The sequence below is a fragment of the Conexibacter sp. CPCC 205762 genome (assembly GCF_030646155.1).
Classification (GTDB): domain Bacteria; phylum Actinomycetota; class Thermoleophilia; order Solirubrobacterales; family Solirubrobacteraceae; genus Conexibacter.
Map to the genome: position 1 here is coordinate 162,085 of NZ_JAUTDN010000006.1, position 14,231 is coordinate 176,315.

The window sequence follows — 14,231 nt, forward strand, 5'->3', positions numbered from 1 at the left end:
ACCTGTCCATGACATCTGTCACGGATCGGCGAAGGATCCGCACGCCGCCGCCGTCCAACTCCCGCAGATGACCCGAACACCGACGACGCCCGCCGACCGGCGCCTGCTCCAGCGCGCCCAGGCCGGCGACCCAGCGGCGTTCGAGACGCTGATCGAACCGCATGACAGGCAGCTGCGGCGACTGGCCTTCCGGATGCTCGGCGACCGCGGTGCGATGGACGACGCGCTCCAGGAGGCGTATGTGAAGGCGTACCGCTCACTCCCCAGATTCGCCGGCGACGCGGCCTTCGGCACGTGGCTCTACCGGATCGTCGCCAACGCCTGCAACGACGAGCTGCGCCGCGGCGCGCGCCGCCGCGGCGACACCGTGCTCGACGAGGCGCGCGACGTCGCCGCCGGCGCGCCCGGCCCCGACCGCGCCGCCGCCGCCCACCTCGACCTCGCCGCCGCGCTCGACGCGATCCCGCCCGACCTCCGCTCCGTCGTGCTGCTGGTCGACGCCGAGGGGATGTCCTACGACGAGGCCGGTGAGGTGCTCGGCGTCCCCGCCGGCACCGTCGCCTCCCGCCTCAACCGCGCCCGCGCCGCGCTGCGGCCGGCGCTGGCCGGCTACGGCGAGGTGCCCTCATGACGCGCGAGGAGGAGCGCGACGAGCGGCTCGGCGCCGCGCTGCGCGGGCTCGACGTGCCCGAGCACGGCCCCGACTTCGCCGCGAACCTGCGCGCGCGGCTGGAACAGGAGGAACCCGCCGCCGACGCCGACGCCGACTCCGCGCCCGGCGCCGCCCGCCCGCGCCGCCGCCGCGCCGCCGTCGCGGACGCCCCCCGCCGCCGCGTCCGCATCCCGCGGCTCGCGCTCGGCGGCGGCCTCGCGACCGCGCTCGCCGTGCTCGTCGCCGCCTTCCTGCTGCTGACGCCCAACGACGGCGGCAGAGCACCCGGCGGCCTCGGCGCCGCGCCGGTGACGGCGGCCGAGCTGGGCGCCCGCGTCGGCGACGCGCTCGCGCGGATCGAGACGCTGCAGGCGGTGCTGGTGGTGACCGAGCGGCCGTCGCCCGACCTGCCGCTGAGAACGACCCGCTACCGCCTCCTGCGCACCGACGCGGGCGATGAGCGGCTGATGCAGATCGGCGGCGGCTTCGACCGCGCCTACGACGCCTTCCGCGGCGTCGAGCGCGAGGCCGCCGACGCCTCCAACGGCGACCAGGCGACCGTCACGAGCGGGCTCGCGCCCGGTCCGCCCGACCGCCCGCTCGGCGACCTGCGCGCCCAGCAGCAGCTCGGCGGCGTCGCACGCGCGCTGCGCGCGGCCGGCGCCGCACCCGTGCGCGAGGTGACCGACGGCGGCCGCCCGGCGTGGCGGATCGCGGTCAGAGCCGAGCAGGACGTCCACGCGCTCGCGGGCGACACCGGCGACCGGCTGGAGCTGACGATCGACCAGGGAACCGGCCTGCCGCTGCGGATCCGCGAGACCTACCGAGGCAGACTGGTGGCCGAGCGGCGGCTGCAGCGGCTGCGGATCGACGCGCCGCTCCCGGAGCGCCAGTTCGACCCGTCGCTCAGCGGTCCCGCGACAGAGCTCGACGGCGGCTTCGCGCAGGCGACGCTGCAGCAGGCGAGCGCGCGCTTCGGCTACGCGCCGCTGGCGCCGGGCTGGCTGCCGCAGGGCTTCAGACGGGCCGAGACGGCGATCGCCGCGACGACCCCGTCGCCGACCGGCGCCGAGGGTCTCAACCCGCCGACCAGGGACGCGGTCTCGACCGCCTACCGCCGCGGCCTCGACACGCTGGTCGTGTCGACCCGCAAGGTCGACGGGATGAAGTGGAGCGATCCGGTCGCGCTGCCGGAGGGCTTCCTCGTCAGACCGCAGAGAGCGTGCTTCAGAACGGGCGCGCTGGCCGGCAGCTGCGGCGAGCTGATGGTCGACCCGCGCGCGACCCCGCACGTCTGGGCGATCGCCGGCGGCCTCGTCGTGACCGTCGCCGGCGACCTCACCCAGGGCGAGCTGGAGCGCGTCGCGGGCTCGCTCGCGCCGATCGGCTGACGATGACCCCTGCGATACTCGAACGATGTCGATCGACTCCCCCGCCGACCTCGCTGGCCTCAGAGCGGCCGGCGCCGTCGTCGCAGCCACCTTGAGAGAGTGCCGGCGCGCCGTCCGCCCCGGCCTCACCACCGCCGAGCTGGACGCCGTCGCGGCGCGCACGTTCGCGCGCCACGGCGCGCAGTCGGGGCCGTGGCTGACCTACCGCTTCCCGGGCGCGATCTGCATCTCCGTCAACGACGAGGTCGTCCACGGCGTGCCGAGAGCGCGCCGGCTGCGCGACGGCGACATCGTCAAGATCGACGTCACCGCGGAGCTGGACGGCTACTACGCCGACGCCTGCATCACGGTCCCCGTCGGCAGACCGAAGCCGGCCAGCGCCCGCCTCGCCGCCGCCTCGCAGGCCGCGCTGCGCAAGGGGATCGAGGCGGCCGTCGCGGGCGCGCCGCGCAACGCGATCGGCAGAGCGGTCGAGACCGAGGTGCAGAAGCGCGGCTTCCACGTGATCCGCGAGCTGACCGGCCACGGGATCGGCAGAAGACTGCACGAGAAGCCCGACGTGCTCAACTGGTGCGACCCGCTCGACGACGAGCCGCTGACCGACGGCCTCGTGATCACGATCGAGCCGATGATCTCCGCCGGCTCGACCGAGCTGGAGGAGCTGGAGGACGGCTGGACGCTCGTCACCGCCGACGGCTCGCGCTCGGCGCACTTCGAGCACACGATGGTGATCCGCCGCGACCAGCCGCCGCTCGTGCTGACGGCATGAGCGAAACGCCGGTCGATCGGCCGCTCGCCCCGTAGCATTGGGATCGATGAGCGAGCAGACCGCTGACGAGCTGACGATCGACGAGCTGGCGCGCGAGACCGGGATGACGGTCCGCAACATCCGCGCGCACCAGTCGCGCGGGCTGCTGCCGCCGCCGGTCGTGCGCGCCCGCACCGGCTACTACGGGCCGGAGCACGTCGCGCGCCTGCGGCTCATACAGGACATGCAGGCCGAGGGCTTCAACCTGAAGGCGATCGAGCGGCTCGTGACCGCCTCGCCGGGCGGGGGCGAGCAGCTGCTCGACTTCGGCCGCGCGGTCCTGTCCGCGTTCGGCGACGAGGAGCCGGAGCTGCTGACGCGGCTGGAGCTGGAGGCGCGCATGGGCGGCCCGGACCCGAAGGCGCTGAAGAAGGCGCAGAGACTGGGCGTCGTCAGGCCGATCTCCGACGACATGTTCGAGGTCCCGAGCCCGACGCTGCTGAAGGCCGGCACCGAGCTGGTGCGGATGGGCGTCCCGCCGCTGCACGCGCTCGCCGTCGCCGAGCAGATCCAGCGCAGCACGCGCTCGATCGCGGAGGCGTTCGCGAGGCTGTTCATCGTCGACCTCGCCGGCGGCAACATCGACCCCGAGAGACGCAACGCCGGCGAGTGGGCCGAGCTGAACGAGGCGCTCGCGCGCCTGCGCCCGCTCGCGACCGAGGCGGTCGCGGCGGGCTTCCAGCAGGAGATGTCGCGCGTCGTCGAGAAGCAGCTGCAGCGCGTGCTCAAGCATCCTGAGGTGATGAAGCGCCCCGAGGTGCTGAAGCGGCTGGCGGGCTGACGGCGCCCGCGCCGCCGCTCGCCAGCGCGACGAACCCCTCGCGCCAGCTCGGCCAGCGCGGCTGCCAGTCGAGCTTCGCCTTCGCCTTCGCGTTGGAGGCGCCGCGCGCCTCGCACATCATCGCGATCACGTGGCCGCCGAGCAGCCGCCCGACCCAGCGCGGGACGGTCCGCGGCGGCGGCGCCCCGATCGCCTGCGCCAGCAGCGGCAGCCACTCGCGCACCGGCGCGGGATCGTCGTCGACGACGTTGTAGAGCTCGCCCGGCGTCCAGCGCTCGAGCGCGGCGACGGTCGCCGCCGCCGCGTCCTCGATCTGGACCAGCGACCAGATCCCGCCGCCGTCGCCGACGATCGGGAACTTGCGCCGGTGGACCTGCTCCCACTGCTCGCCGCCGGGCGCGATCCCGGTGCCGGGCCCGTAGAAGCCGCCGTAGCGCAGCGCGACGCCGCCGGCCTTGGTGACGCGCCGCTCGGCGTACGCGATCGCCGCCAGCGCGGCGCGCAGCTGCTTCGGCGGGCTCGGGTCGAGCGGGTCGGACTCGCTTTTCACCGGTCCGCCGACGCGCGCGTACGGCCAGCTCGTGAACGACTGCGCGACGACGCGCTCGACGCCGCCCGCGCGGGCGGCTGCCAGCAGGTGGTCGAGCGCCTCGGTGCGGAGCCGGTTGGTGGTTTCGAACGACTGCGCGGCCTTGCGCGGGTTGACGGCCGAGAGCGCCGTCAGCTCGTGGACGATCGCGTCGGGTCGCGCCTGCGCGACGGCGGAGAGCACGGCGTCACGGTCGAGCGCGTCGACGATCGCCGGCTCGGCGCCGAGCTCGCGCAGCCGCTGCGCCTTCGCGCCGCTGCGGGTGGTGCCGACGACGCTGTGGCCGGCGGCGGTCAGCTGTGGGATGAGCGCGGAGCCGATCGCCCCGGTCGCTCCTGCGAGAAAGATCTTCATGCCCCTCCGACGAGAGAGCGCGCGCGTCTGTGACCGCTCCCCGCGATCCGCCCGCCCGCGCCGCTGCCCCAGCGCCCGTGCGATGCTGCTCCCGATGGAGACGAACGAGCGACTGCGCCGGCTCGCGTTCGAGGTCGGCTACCGCATGCTCGGCAGCGCCGCCGAGGCCGACGACGTCGCGCAGGAGACGCTGCTGCGGCTTCACTCGGCCGCGGCCGCCGACAACGACGAGGCGTTCGCGACGACGGTCGCGACGCGCCTGTCGATCGACGTGCTGCGCTCCGCGCGCGTGCGGCGCGAGCAGTACGTCGGCGAGTGGCTGCCGGAGCCGCTGGTCGAGCTGGCCGCCGCGCCCGCCGTCGCCGCCGCCTCGCCGCCCGACCCCGCCGCGCGCGTCGAGGCCGACGAGACGATCTCGCTCGCCTTCCTCGCGCTGCTGGAGCGGCTGTCGCCGGAGGAGCGCGCGGTGCTCGTGCTGCGCGAGGCGTTCGGCTACGGCTACGACGAGATCGGCGCCGTGCTCGACAAGGGCGAGCCGGCCTGCCGTCAGCTGCTGAGCCGCGCGCGCAGACGCGTCGACGCCGAGCGGCCGCGCTTCGACGCCGACGCCGAGCGCCGTGACGCGCTCGCCGCCCGCTTCCTCGACGCCGCCCGCGGCGGCGACCTCGACGGCCTCGTCGCGCTGCTCGCCGACGACGTCGTGCTGGTCGGCGACGGCGGCGGCAAGGCGCGCGCCCTGCCGCGCCCGTTCGTCGGCGTCGCGGCGGTCGGCAAGGCGCTCGCCGCGTTCGTCCGCATCGGCGTCGAGCAGCGCGTCACGTTCACCGCGGCGACCGTCAACGGCCAGCCGGGCCTGCTGATCCACGACGCCGACGGCGCGCTCGCCGCCGTCATGGGCCTCGACGTCGCCGACGGCCGCATCGCCCGCGTCAACTCCGTCGTCAACCCCGACAAGCTCGCCCGCCTCGGCACCCGCTCCACGCTCGCGCTGCGCCCCTCGGCGAGACGCGGCGGGTGAGCCAATACGGAGAGAGCGGATCTCCACATATGAGCAGTATTCCGCTCAACTGAGCATTATTACGCTCGCTGGCGCGCTATGGTGCGGAGCCGATGGACCTCTCTCGCCCGTACAGTGCCGTCGTCCCGAGCCTCGACGGCGACGTGCTCGCGGCGTTGGCTGGGACGTCGCAGCCGCTCTCGGGGCGTGAGGTCGCAAGACGGGCCCGGCGCGGATCTCAACGCGGTGTGCTGACCGTCCTCGACCGCCTCGTCGAGCAAGGTCTGGTGAGGCGGCAGGAGGCCGGCGGAGCATTGCTGTTCACGCTCAATCGAGATCACGTCGCCGCCGGCGCGGTGGCGGCTCTTGCCGAGCTGCGCGTGGAGCTGCTGCGGCGCATCCGCGACGAGATCGGTGGATGGGCGATCGCACCGCGCTTCGCGGCGGTGTTCGGCTCGTTTGCCCGTGCCGACGGCGGAACCGAGAGCGACATCGACCTGCTCGTTGTCCGCTCACGGGCCACGAGGGCCGGCGAGCCGGGCTGGCAGGCTCAGCTCGACGGGCTCAGCGAGTCGATCGCCCGCTGGTCGGGCAACCACGCGGGCCTCGTAGAGCTTTCCGAACAGGAGCTTCCGCGCCTCAGGAAGCAGCGCCCGCCGGTCGTCGCGGAGTTGCTGCGCGACGCGGTCGTCGTCCATGGCCCGCCTGTGACCGCGATCCTCGGCGAGGAGGCATGATGGCGCGCAAGCCGGGCCGCACCCAGTTGTGCACAGCCGCCGACGCACGCGCCCGCCGGGAACACGCGCGGAAGTTCCTGGAGGTTGCGGAGCTGGTGGCGCTCGAGGAGCCTGACAACCCCGAGTCGTGCAACGTCGCCGCGTCGCTGGCGGTCTTGGCGGGGATCGCGGCGTGCGACGCGGCGTGCTGCGACGCGCTGGAGGGTTCGCGCGGTCAGGACCATCGCGATGCCGAGGCGCTCGTCGCGCAGATCGAGCCGGATGGCGAGACGGCGTCCCGCCAACTGCGGCGGCTGCTCAACGTCAAGGACACCGCCCAGTACGGCTTCATCAACCTCGGCGGCGCGGAGCTGCGTGGTGTGATGCGCCAGGCGGCGCACCTGCTCTCGTTCGCCGAGCAGGTGCGCGGGCGCTGAGCCGACTCGCTAGGAGGGGAACTTCGGCAGCGGGCCGCCGGCGTCGCGCTTGATCATGCCGTTGTACATCTTGCGCGCCTGGCTGCTGTTGGAGCCGGCCAGGTTGCGGACCTCGCGGCGGTCGCGGCGGAGGTTGTACAGCTCCGGTCTGCCGCCCTGGTTGTCGGCGACGTAGGACCAGTTTCTGTCGCGGGCGAAGACGATCGAGGAGTAGGCGCCGGTGACGTAGTCGCGTCTCTTCTTCGGCTGCTTGCCCTCGGTCAGCGGCATCAGGTCGGCGCCGTCCATCCACTCCGGCTTCTCGACGCCCGCGGCCGCCAGCAGCGTCGAGGCGACGTCCTCGGTCTGCGAGTAGTAGTCGGTCGTTCTGCGCGCGCCCTTGCCCTCGGGGTGGCGGATCATCATCGGCACGTGGATCAGCTCCGGGTGCAGCTCCCAGGCGAACTTCGCGACGTAGCCGCGCTCGCCGAGCAGGAAGCCGTGGTCGGAGAGGAACATCACGACGGTGTCTCTCTCCAGGCCCAGCTCGTGGAAGCGCTGCATGAAGTTGCCGAACCAGCGGTCGGCCATCGTCAGCTCGGCGTAGTACAGCGCCTGCATCTGCTTGACGTCCTTGGGGCCGAGGCCGTTGGACTTCGAGGTGCCGTTGAGGACCGTGCCCGGGTTCCAGGCGCGGTTGAGCGAGCCGCCGTGGAGCTTGATGTATCTCGGCGACGGATCCCACGGCTCGTGCGGGTCGAAGCAGTCGATCGCGACCGCGAACGGCTTGTCGGACTTCTTGCCCTCCTCGATCAGCTTCATCCCGGCGGTGAAGACTCTCGCGGGGAGGAAGTCGTCGTCGGTCTTGCGGCTGGCCATGTTCGCCAGGTACTGGCGCATCTTCTGGCCGGAGGAGGAGGTGAGGATCTTCGGCGCGACCCACTTCGCCAGCTCGGCGTCGCTGATGATGTTCTCGTTGGCCGTGACGGTGCCGGTCTGGCCGGGGATCGGCACGTATCTGTCGAAGTCGGCCTGGAACGGCTTCTGCGAGCCGACCTGGACCCACGGCGTGTCGACCGCGTAGCCGGTCCAGTAGCCGGCCCGTCTCAGCGTCGAGATCAGGTTCTCGTCCGGGACGGGCTGCCAGCCCGGGGTGGAGGGCATGTCGGTCGGCTTCTTCCAGTCGCGGAACGGGAAGAGGCGGCTGCCGCCGAAGATCGTCGCGCGCGCCGGGCCGGTCGGGAAGGCCTCCGGATAGCACTCGGTGAAGCGCAGCGACTCGCGCGCGAGCGCGTCGAGGTTCGGCGTGTGCGCGTTGCGGCGGCCGTAGGAGCCGAGCGCGTCGGCGCGGACCGAGTCGATGATGACGAGCAGCAGGTTCGGGACCTCGCCCTTCTTGACCTTTCTGCCGTAGCGCTTCGGCGTGCGCGGTCTGGCGGCGACGGTCGCGGTCGCGGCGGCGGTCGCGGTGTTGGAGCCGCTGTCGGCGCAGCCGGCGGCGAGGCCGACGACGCCGAGCCCGGCGCCGGCGACGCCCGCGCGGCGCAGCAGTTCTCGTCGATCGATCTCGTTGCCCATTGAGGAAATTGCCTCCAGCGGCTTCGCTTGCGTCGTGGGGGATTCCTCGATGGAACCCGGCGGGACGCGCAGCGATTCGGCGCGTCCCGCTGTCCATGTTATGAAACCGTCGCCGGACGGGTCGGCGGCAGCGGTGTCAGATTGGCCTCGATCTGCGCTCGCTGGGACTCGAAGCGGGGCGGCAGCACGAGCGACTGGCCGAGCGTCTCCAGCGGCTCATCGGCCGTGAAACCGGGGCCGAGCGTCGCCAGCTCGAACAGCACGCCGCTCGGCTCGCGGAAGTAGACGCTTCTGAACCAGTAGCGGTCGACGAGGCCCGAGGTGTGCGAACCCGCGGCGCGTACGCGCTCGTCCCACGCCTCGATCTCGGCGTCGTAGGCGGCCCAGGCGACGTGGTGGACGGTGCCCGCGCCGCCGATCCCGCGCTGCTCGGGCGCGGCGTCGTAGGCGTAGAAGCCGCCGCGCCGCGCGCCGCGCGCCTCCCAGGCGTCAGCGTCGTCGTCGGCTCGGAAGCCGAGCGTCTCGCGCAGCAGCGAGGCGCTGCGGGCCGGGTCGGCGGAGTAGGCCCGCACGCCCGCGAAGCCGCGGATCGCGTGCTCGGCGGGGACGTCCGGCGACTGCGCCGCGAGCGGCGCGTCGCCGCTCTCGTCGACGATCAGCTCGTAGCCGAGCCCCTCCGGGTCGGCGAACCGCAGCGACCGCTCGCCGCGCTCGCTGTCGACCTGCTCGTCGGCGAGCCGCAGGCGCCAGAAGTCGAGCGACGCCTCCGCGCCGACGCGCAGCACGATCGTGTGGATCATCCCCGCGCCGGCACGCCCCGCGCGGGCGCCGGGGTACTCGAAGAAGGTCAGGTCGGCGCCGGGTGAGCCCTGCTCGTCGGCGTAGAAGAGGTGGTAGACGGACGGGTCGTCCTGGTTGACCGTCTTCTTCACCATCCGCAGCCCGAGCACGCGCACGTAGAAGTCGACGTTGCGCGCCGCGTCGGCGGTGATCGAGCTGATGTGGTGGATGCCTTCGAGCTGCATGGCTGCCCTCCGCTGCCGCGGTGGAAGAAGTTGTTGACTACGCAACTACTTTACCACGGCGGCGGAGCGGCGCCGTGCTCAGTCCTTCGCGATCAGAGTCCCCTCGGCCCCTTCGAGCTGCTTGACCGACTGGTCGAACTTGCGCCCGGCCGCCTTCAGCGTCCTTCTCGCCTGCTCGGCCTTGCCCGCGAGCAGCTGGCCGATCCCTCGGTCGTAGATCGTCAGTCCGGCGAGCTGCGTTCTGAGGCCCTTCAGCAGCGCCTTGCGCGCTCTCGCGAAGCGCGCGCTCGAGGCATCCTCGGCGGCGACGCTCTCGGCGTATCTGGCGACCGCGGTGCGCAGCTTGCGCGTGGCGACCTGCACGTTCCTGGCGCTGCTCGGCCGGTCGGCGTCGAGCGTGTCGAGCGCCTTCTGGAAGCCGCGCAGCGGCGCCTTGACGCCACGCTGGCCCTGCTCGGTGGCGCGCTTCAGCGAAGCGTCGTCGGCGATCGCCGGCGCGGCGGCGGCGCCGCACAGCGCGAGCGCGGTCAGGATGGCGGTCAACGTCCGCTTCACGGCGAACCTCCAGCTTCCGGGTGGGTGGTGTCGGGTGTGACGGTTCCGCGAGTTCCGACGCGCCAAACGCGATCTGCTGCGCGCGAACCCCGGCGGTGTGAGCCCGGCCCGCCGCGGGGACGTATCCCTCTCATGACCACCGTCCTGCTGACCGGCGCCTCCGGCTACGTCGGAGGCCGCCTCGCGCCCGTGCTGGCGCAGCGCGACAGCGACGACGACGCGAGCGAGCTGCGCCTGCTGATGCGCAGACCGGACCCGCGCCGCGCGCCGGCCGGCGCGCGGATCGTCAGAGGCGACGCCGTCTCCGGCGCCGGACTGGAGGAGGCGCTCGACGGCGTCGAGACCGCCTACTACCTGATCCACTCGATGGGCCGCGGCGGCGACGGCGACTTCGCCGCGCGCGACCGCCAGGCGGCGAGCACGTTCGGCGCGGCCGCCAGAGCGGCCGGCGTGCGGCGGCTGATCTACCTCGGCGGCCTCTCCGGCAGCGGCTCCTCCGAGCACCTGCGCAGCCGCGACGAGGTCGCGACGACGCTCGCGCCGCACGCGCCCGAGTTCGTGCACGTGCGCGCGGCGATGGTGATCGGCGCCGGCAGCGCCTCCTTCCAGATGCTGGAGGCGCTCGTGCGGCGGCTGCCGGCGATGGTCTGCCCGCGCTGGATCGACACGCGCACGCAGCCGATCGCGGTCGACGACGTCGTCGGCGCGCTGGCCGCGCTGCGCGACCGCCACGACGTCAGCGGCGACGTCGAGGTCGGCGGGCCGGAGCCGCTCAGCTACCGCACGATGATGGAGCAGACGGCGCACGCGCTCGATCGCCGCCCGCCGCTGATCGTGCGCGTGCCGGTGCTGTCGCCGCGGCTCTCCTCCTACTGGGTCCAGCTCGTGACGCCGGTCGAGTCCGCGCTCGTGCGCCCGCTCGTCGACGGCCTGCGCGAGGAGATGCTGGTGCGCAGACCGCCGCCCGCGGGGATCAACGACGACCCGCGCGACTTCGCGACCGCCGTGCGCGCCGCCGTCGACGGACGCTGACGGCCGGCGCGGCGGTCGCGGAGGCCGCTGGTAAGGTCGGCGGCACGCTCGCGGACGAGGGGGTTTGGCGGATGGGGATCAAGGCGGCAGTGCTCGGGCCGGGCAACATCGGCACCGACCTGCTGGTCAAGCTGCAGCGCAGCACGGCGGTCGAGACGGCGCTGATGGTCGGCGTCTACGAGGACTCGCCGGGCCTGGCGCGGGCGCGCGAGCTGGGCGTCGAGAGCAGCGCGCGCGGGATCGACGCGGTGCTCGAGCGCGACGAGATCCAGCTCGTCTTCGACGCGACCGGCGCCAGAGCGCACCGCGAGCACGCGCCGCTGCTGGCCGCCGCCGGCAAGGTCTGCGTCGACCTGACGCCGGCCGCGCTCGGCCCCTACGTCGTCCCCTGCGTCAACCTCGACGCCCACCTCGACGCGCCCGACCTCAACATGGTCACGTGCGGCGGGCAGGCGACGATCCCGATGGTGCACGCGATCGACCGCGTCGCCGACGTCGCCTACGCCGAGATCGTCGCGACGATCTCCTCCCGCTCGGCCGGCCCCGGCACGCGCCAGAACATCGACGAGTTCACCGAGACGACCGCGCGCGGGCTGGAGCGCGTCGGCGGGGCGGACGAGGGCAAGGCGATCATCATCCTCAACCCGGCCGAGCCGCCGATCCTGATGCGCGACACCGTCTTCGCGCAGGTGCGGCGGCCCGACGCGGGCGCGATCGAGACCTCGGTGCTGGAGATGCTGGAGCGGATGCGCTCCTACGTGCCGGGAGTGCGGCTGCGGCTGTGCGACGTCGACGGCGAGCTCGTCACCGTGCTGCTGGAGATCGAGGGCGCGGGCGACTTCCTGCCGCCGTACGCCGGCAACCTCGACGTGATGACGGCCGCCGCGGCCGAGGTCGGCGAGCGGCTGGCGGAGCGGCTGCTGAGCGGCGCGGGAGCGACGGCATGATCACGCTCGTCGACTCGTCGCTGCGCGACGGGATGCACTCGGTCAGACACTCGTTCTCGCCCGAGCAGGTGGCAGCGGTCGCGGCCGGGCTCGACCGCGCCGGCGTCGACGCGATCGAGGTCTCGCACGGCGACGGCGTCGGCGGCTCCTCGATCCAGTACGGCCGCTCCGTCTTCCCCGACGCCGCGCTGATCGAGGCGGCCGCGGGCGCGGTCTCGCAGGCGCGGATCGCGGCGCTGCTGCTGCCCGGGATCGGGACGTTGCGGAGACTGCGCGAGGCGCAGGCGCTCGGCGCCTCGATCGCGCGGATCGCGACCCACTGCACCGAGGCCGACATCGCCGAGCAGCACATCGCGTGGGCGGCGTCGCACGGGATGACGGCGGTCGGCTTCCTGATGATGAGCCACATGATCGAGCCGGCGGAGCTGGCGACGCAGGCGCGGCTGATGGAGTCCTACGGCGCCTCCGTCGTCTACATCGTCGACTCGGCCGGGGCGCTCGTGCCGAACACGGCGGCGGCGCGCGTCGCCGCGCTGCGCTCGGAGCTGCGCGCGGAGACGGCGGTCGGCTTCCACGCCCACAACAACCTCGGCTGCGGCGTCGGCAACGCGCTCGCCGCCGCCGACGCGGGCGCGAGCTGGCTCGACGGCTCGCTGCGCGGCCTCGGCGCCGGCGCCGGCAACGCCCAGCTGGAGGTGCTCGCCGCCGCGCTGGAGCGCTCCGGTCACGAGACGCGCGCCGAGCTGTTCCCGCTGATGGACGTCGCCGAGGAGGTCGTCGCGGAGCTGATGGAGCGCCCGCAGATCATCGACCGCACGGCGCTGTCGATCGGCTACGCCGGCGTCTACAGCTCGTTCCTGCTGCACGCCGAGCGGGCGGCGGCGAAGTTCGGCGTCGAGCCGCGCGACGTGCTGATGGAGCTGGGCCGCCGCCGGATCGTCGGCGGCCAGGAGGACATGATCATCGACGCCGCCGCCGAGCTGGCCGAGCAGCGCGGCTGACACACCGTCGCGTGGTCGCGCGCGCCGGCGGCGCTACGCGCTGCCGGCTTCCGCTCGGTCGCCGGCGTCGATACGGCGGCCGCCGATCCAGACGGCGCGCACGCGCAGGTCGTCGTCCCACCAGACGAGATCGGCGCGGCGGCCGGCGGCGAGGTCGCCGCGGCCGGCGTCGCCGAGCGCGGCGGCGGGGACGGCGGTCGCGGCGGTCAGCGCGGTCGCGCGGTCGATCCCGAGCGCGACGCTGTTGCGGACCGCCTCGTCCAGGTGCAGCGCGGAGCCGGCGAGCGTGCCGTCGGCGAGCGTCGGCGGCCCGTCCGCGTGCGCGAACGCCTCGACGTTGCCGATCCTGAACGGCCCGCTGGTCATGCCGGCGGCGGCGACGGCGTCGGAGACGAGCGCGATCCGCCCCGGCGCGGCCGCGAACGCGAGCCGCACGGCGTCGGCGGCGACGTGGCGGAGGTCGACGATCAGCCCGCTGACCAGCAGCGGGTCGACCAGCGCCCGCGCCGGCAGACCCGGCTCGCGATGGTTGAAGGCGCGCTGGGCGTTGAAGAGGTGGGTCACGAGCCTCGCGCCGTGGCGCGCGGCGTCCGCGGTCTGCGCCGCGGTCGCGTCGCTGTGCCCGAGCGAGACCTGCACGCCCGCCGCCCGCAGCCGCGCGATCGCCGCCTCCGCGCCCGGCAGCTCCGGCGCCAGCGTGACGAACGCGAGCGCGCTCAGGTCGGCGCCGTCGAGCAGCGCGTCGAGCGCCGCCGCGCTCGGCTCCCGCAGCAGCGTCGGGTCGTGCGCGCCCGGCCGCAGGGGAGAGAGGAACGGCCCCTCCAAGTGCGCCCCGATCGGCTGCGCGACGGGCGCATCCGCGCCAGCATCCGCATCGCCCGCGCCGCGATCTGCGGCATCTGCGCCAGCAATTGCGTCATCCGCGCCGCGATCTGCGGCAAGCGCGCGCATCGCCGCGCCCGTCGCCGCGATCGCCGCCCGCTGACGCTCCACCGGCGCGGTGATGAAGGTGGGGCAGAAGGCGGTCACGCCGTGGGCGGCGACGTGGGCGGCGACGGCGCGCCAGCCGGCGGCGTCAGCGTGCGCGAAGTCGACCCCGACCGCGCCGTTGAGCTGCAGGTCGACCATGCCGGCGGTCAGCACGCCGCCCTCCAGCACGAGGTCGGCGTCGCCGGCGGGCGACGGCGCGACGGCGGCGATCCGGTCGCCGCCGAGCGTGATCGAGCCGGGGCCGGCGAAGCGGCCGCCGACGAGCAGCTGCGTGCAGGTGAGCGTGGTCATGTGCGGGAGCCTATGGACGAGGTCGATGCCTGCGGGCGGCGCGTCGAGGCGACGCGAGCGGGCGAAGCCGATCGAGTCTTCCGACGCGACGTTCGCCGGTCTCGCGAG

Annotated in this window: 15 protein-coding genes; 10 read left to right on the top strand and 5 right to left on the bottom strand. The window is 74.0% G+C overall.

Features of this window, described 5'->3' with window-relative positions; genetic code table 11:
* The first annotated feature begins 67 nt into the window (after positions 1–67).
* The 4 genes from Q7L73_RS08475 to Q7L73_RS08490 are packed head-to-tail and all read left to right on the top strand — an operon-like array spanning position 68 to position 3,632.
* Positions 68–631 (top strand): RNA polymerase sigma factor, encoded by a 564-nt coding sequence (locus tag Q7L73_RS08475; protein ID WP_304696154.1) that lies wholly within the window; start codon positions 68–70, stop codon positions 629–631.
* On the top strand, positions 628–2,043 hold the full coding sequence (locus Q7L73_RS08480; protein WP_304715520.1) for a hypothetical protein: 1,416 nt from the start codon (positions 628–630) through the stop codon (positions 2,041–2,043). The genes Q7L73_RS08475 and Q7L73_RS08480 overlap by 4 nt, the downstream gene beginning before the upstream one ends.
* Positions 2,044–2,068: 25 nt before the next feature.
* Positions 2,069–2,812, top strand: coding sequence for a type I methionyl aminopeptidase (gene map, locus Q7L73_RS08485; RefSeq protein ID WP_304694080.1), 744 nt, complete (start codon positions 2,069–2,071; stop codon positions 2,810–2,812).
* Positions 2,813–2,858: 46 nt separating this feature from the next.
* A complete protein-coding gene (locus Q7L73_RS08490; RefSeq protein WP_304694082.1) occupies positions 2,859–3,632 on the top strand; it encodes a MerR family transcriptional regulator in 774 nt (257 codons plus the stop codon).
* Here the strand turns inward: Q7L73_RS08490 and Q7L73_RS08495 are convergent.
* Positions 3,577–4,575, bottom strand: coding sequence for an NAD(P)-dependent oxidoreductase (locus Q7L73_RS08495; RefSeq protein WP_304694084.1), 999 nt, complete (start codon positions 4,573–4,575; stop codon positions 3,577–3,579). The two genes, Q7L73_RS08490 and Q7L73_RS08495, sit on opposite strands and share 56 nt — an antisense overlap.
* 94 nt (positions 4,576–4,669) lie before the next feature.
* On the opposite strand from Q7L73_RS08495, the gene sigJ reads away from it, so the two are divergent.
* The 3 genes from sigJ to Q7L73_RS08510 all read left to right on the top strand — a co-directional run bounded on the left by sigJ (position 4,670) and on the right by Q7L73_RS08510 (position 6,725).
* Positions 4,670–5,593: an RNA polymerase sigma factor SigJ gene (gene sigJ, locus Q7L73_RS08500; protein ID WP_304694086.1), complete on the top strand. Its 924-nt coding sequence runs from the start codon at positions 4,670–4,672 to the stop codon at positions 5,591–5,593.
* A 92-nt stretch (positions 5,594–5,685) separates the two neighbouring features.
* Positions 5,686–6,309, top strand: a complete 624-nt coding sequence (locus Q7L73_RS08505) for a nucleotidyltransferase domain-containing protein (protein WP_304694088.1) — start codon at positions 5,686–5,688, stop codon at positions 6,307–6,309.
* Positions 6,309–6,725 (top strand): hypothetical protein, encoded by a 417-nt coding sequence (locus Q7L73_RS08510; protein WP_304694090.1) that lies wholly within the window; start codon positions 6,309–6,311, stop codon positions 6,723–6,725. The genes Q7L73_RS08505 and Q7L73_RS08510 overlap by 1 nt, the downstream gene beginning before the upstream one ends.
* 9 nt (positions 6,726–6,734) lie before the next feature.
* Here Q7L73_RS08510 and Q7L73_RS08515 read toward each other — a convergent pair whose 3' ends face one another.
* The 3 genes from Q7L73_RS08515 to Q7L73_RS08525 form a co-directional block, all read right to left on the bottom strand.
* Positions 6,735–8,282, bottom strand: coding sequence for a sulfatase (locus Q7L73_RS08515; protein ID WP_304694092.1), 1,548 nt, complete (start codon positions 8,280–8,282; stop codon positions 6,735–6,737).
* A 98-nt stretch (positions 8,283–8,380) separates the two neighbouring features.
* Positions 8,381–9,307 (bottom strand): ring-cleaving dioxygenase, encoded by a 927-nt coding sequence (locus tag Q7L73_RS08520; protein ID WP_304694094.1) that lies wholly within the window; start codon positions 9,305–9,307, stop codon positions 8,381–8,383.
* Between the two features lie 78 nt (positions 9,308–9,385).
* Complete coding sequence (locus tag Q7L73_RS08525) at positions 9,386–9,862, bottom strand: hypothetical protein (RefSeq protein ID WP_304715522.1); 477 nt, start codon at positions 9,860–9,862, stop codon at positions 9,386–9,388.
* Positions 9,863–9,994: 132 nt separating this feature from the next.
* Between Q7L73_RS08525 and Q7L73_RS08530 the strand changes: the two genes are divergently transcribed.
* From Q7L73_RS08530 to dmpG, 3 genes are all read left to right on the top strand, one after another.
* Complete coding sequence (locus Q7L73_RS08530) at positions 9,995–10,894, top strand: NAD(P)H-binding protein (protein ID WP_304694098.1); 900 nt, start codon at positions 9,995–9,997, stop codon at positions 10,892–10,894.
* A 71-nt stretch (positions 10,895–10,965) separates the two neighbouring features.
* A complete protein-coding gene (locus Q7L73_RS08535) occupies positions 10,966–11,841 on the top strand; it encodes an acetaldehyde dehydrogenase (acetylating) (RefSeq protein ID WP_304694100.1) in 876 nt (291 codons plus the stop codon).
* The gene (dmpG, locus tag Q7L73_RS08540) at positions 11,838–12,842 is read left to right on the top strand and encodes a 4-hydroxy-2-oxovalerate aldolase (RefSeq protein WP_304694102.1); all 1,005 of its coding nucleotides are present in this window, start codon (positions 11,838–11,840) and stop codon (positions 12,840–12,842) included. The genes Q7L73_RS08535 and dmpG overlap by 4 nt, the downstream gene beginning before the upstream one ends.
* 33 nt (positions 12,843–12,875) lie before the next feature.
* Here dmpG and Q7L73_RS08545 read toward each other — a convergent pair whose 3' ends face one another.
* Positions 12,876–14,123 (bottom strand): N-acetylglucosamine-6-phosphate deacetylase, encoded by a 1,248-nt coding sequence (locus Q7L73_RS08545; RefSeq protein WP_304694103.1) that lies wholly within the window; start codon positions 14,121–14,123, stop codon positions 12,876–12,878.
* Positions 14,124–14,231: the final 108 nt, after the last annotated feature.

Excerpts from the sequence above, each read along its gene's own strand:
- Q7L73_RS08475 (WP_304696154.1), top strand. The coding sequence starts at position 68 with ATGACCCGAACACCGACGACGCCCGCCGACCGGCGCCTGCTCCAGCGC.
- Q7L73_RS08480 (WP_304715520.1), top strand. The coding sequence starts at position 628 with ATGACGCGCGAGGAGGAGCGCGACGAGCGGCTCGGCGCCGCGCTGCGC.
- map (WP_304694080.1), top strand. The coding sequence starts at position 2,069 with ATGTCGATCGACTCCCCCGCCGACCTCGCTGGCCTCAGAGCGGCCGGC.
- Q7L73_RS08490 (WP_304694082.1), top strand. The coding sequence starts at position 2,859 with ATGAGCGAGCAGACCGCTGACGAGCTGACGATCGACGAGCTGGCGCGC.
- Q7L73_RS08495 (WP_304694084.1), bottom strand. The coding sequence starts at position 4,575 with ATGAAGATCTTTCTCGCAGGAGCGACCGGGGCGATCGGCTCCGCGCTC.
- sigJ (WP_304694086.1), top strand. The coding sequence starts at position 4,670 with ATGGAGACGAACGAGCGACTGCGCCGGCTCGCGTTCGAGGTCGGCTAC.
- Q7L73_RS08505 (WP_304694088.1), top strand. The coding sequence starts at position 5,686 with ATGGACCTCTCTCGCCCGTACAGTGCCGTCGTCCCGAGCCTCGACGGC.
- Q7L73_RS08510 (WP_304694090.1), top strand. The coding sequence starts at position 6,309 with ATGGCGCGCAAGCCGGGCCGCACCCAGTTGTGCACAGCCGCCGACGCA.
- Q7L73_RS08515 (WP_304694092.1), bottom strand. The coding sequence starts at position 8,282 with ATGGGCAACGAGATCGATCGACGAGAACTGCTGCGCCGCGCGGGCGTC.
- Q7L73_RS08520 (WP_304694094.1), bottom strand. The coding sequence starts at position 9,307 with ATGCAGCTCGAAGGCATCCACCACATCAGCTCGATCACCGCCGACGCG.
- Q7L73_RS08530 (WP_304694098.1), top strand. The coding sequence starts at position 9,995 with ATGACCACCGTCCTGCTGACCGGCGCCTCCGGCTACGTCGGAGGCCGC.
- Q7L73_RS08535 (WP_304694100.1), top strand. The coding sequence starts at position 10,966 with ATGGGGATCAAGGCGGCAGTGCTCGGGCCGGGCAACATCGGCACCGAC.
- dmpG (WP_304694102.1), top strand. The coding sequence starts at position 11,838 with ATGATCACGCTCGTCGACTCGTCGCTGCGCGACGGGATGCACTCGGTC.
- Q7L73_RS08545 (WP_304694103.1), bottom strand. The coding sequence starts at position 14,123 with ATGACCACGCTCACCTGCACGCAGCTGCTCGTCGGCGGCCGCTTCGCC.